This is a genomic window from Roseateles asaccharophilus (assembly GCF_004362405.1).
Taxonomy (GTDB): domain Bacteria; phylum Pseudomonadota; class Gammaproteobacteria; order Burkholderiales; family Burkholderiaceae_C; genus Kinneretia; species Kinneretia asaccharophila.
Genome location: NZ_SNXE01000022.1, coordinates 1 through 1021, shown reverse-complemented (window position 1 = coordinate 1021; position 1021 = coordinate 1). Strand labels below are relative to the sequence as shown.

Sequence of the window (1021 nt, the reverse complement as noted above, 5' to 3'; positions counted from 1 at the left end):
GCCCTGGCCACCGATCCCAAGCTCATCGCGCTGGACGAGCCGGCCGCGGGCATGAACGCCACCGAGAAGGTGGTGCTCAGAGAGCTGATCGACCGCATCCGCAAGGACGGGCGCACCATCTTGCTGATCGAACACGATGTGAAGCTGGTGATGGGTCTGTGCGACCGCGTCTCGGTGCTGGACTACGGCAAGCAGATCGCCGAAGGCACGCCGGCCCAGGTGCAGAGCAACCCCAAGGTGATCGAAGCCTATCTGGGCGCCGGTCACGCCGCGCATTGAACAGGAAGACGAAGCAATGGCAGACAGCAAAGAGATCCTGCTCAAGGTCAGCGGGTTGAAGGTGGCCTACGGCGGCATCCAGGCCGTCAAGGGCGTGGACTTCGAGGTGCGACGCGGCGAGCTGGTGAGCCTGATCGGGGCCAATGGCGCGGGCAAGACCACCACGCTCAAGGCCGTGACGGGCTTGCAGCCGGTGGCCGCGGGCGAGATCGAGTTCATGGGCAAGACGCTCAAGGGGCAGGGCGCCTGGGACCTAGTCAAGCAAGGCTTGGTGATGGTGCCTGAGGGGCGAGGCACCTTCACGCGCATGACCATCACCGAGAACCTCCTGATGGGCGCCTACATCCGCGACGACAAGGCGCAGATCGAGGCCGATATCGAGCGCATCTTCGGCATCTTCCCGCGCCTGAAGGAGCGCAGGAACCAGCTGGCGGGCACCATGTCGGGCGGCGAGCAGCAGATGCTGGCCATGGGCCGTGCGCTGATGACTAGACCGAAGGTGCTGCTGCTGGACGAGCCCAGCATGGGTCTCTCCCCCATCATGGTGGACAAGATCTTCGAGGTGGTGAACGACATCCACAGCCAGGGCGTGACGGTGCTCTTGGTGGAGCAGAACGCCAGCCGCGCGCTGCAGCTGGCCAGCCGTGGCTATGTGATGGAGTCCGGCCTCATCACCATGACCGGCGAGGGCAAGACCCTGCTCAACGATCCCAAGGTTCGCGCCGCCTATCTGGGCGAGTGA

Annotated in this window: 2 protein-coding genes; both read left to right on the top strand. The window is 64.7% G+C overall.

Annotated features, from left to right (window positions below):
- On the top strand, positions 1-279 hold a 279-nt coding region (locus DFR39_RS19740), incomplete at its 5' end, for an ABC transporter ATP-binding protein C-terminal domain-containing protein (RefSeq protein ID WP_133605554.1).
- A gap of 16 nt (positions 280-295) precedes the next feature.
- Positions 296-1021, top strand: coding sequence for an ABC transporter ATP-binding protein (locus DFR39_RS19735; RefSeq protein ID WP_211343930.1), 726 nt, complete (start codon positions 296-298; stop codon positions 1019-1021).

Excerpts from the sequence above, each read along its gene's own strand:
- DFR39_RS19735 (WP_211343930.1), top strand. The coding sequence starts at position 296 with ATGGCAGACAGCAAAGAGATCCTGCTCAAGGTCAGCGGGTTGAAGGTG.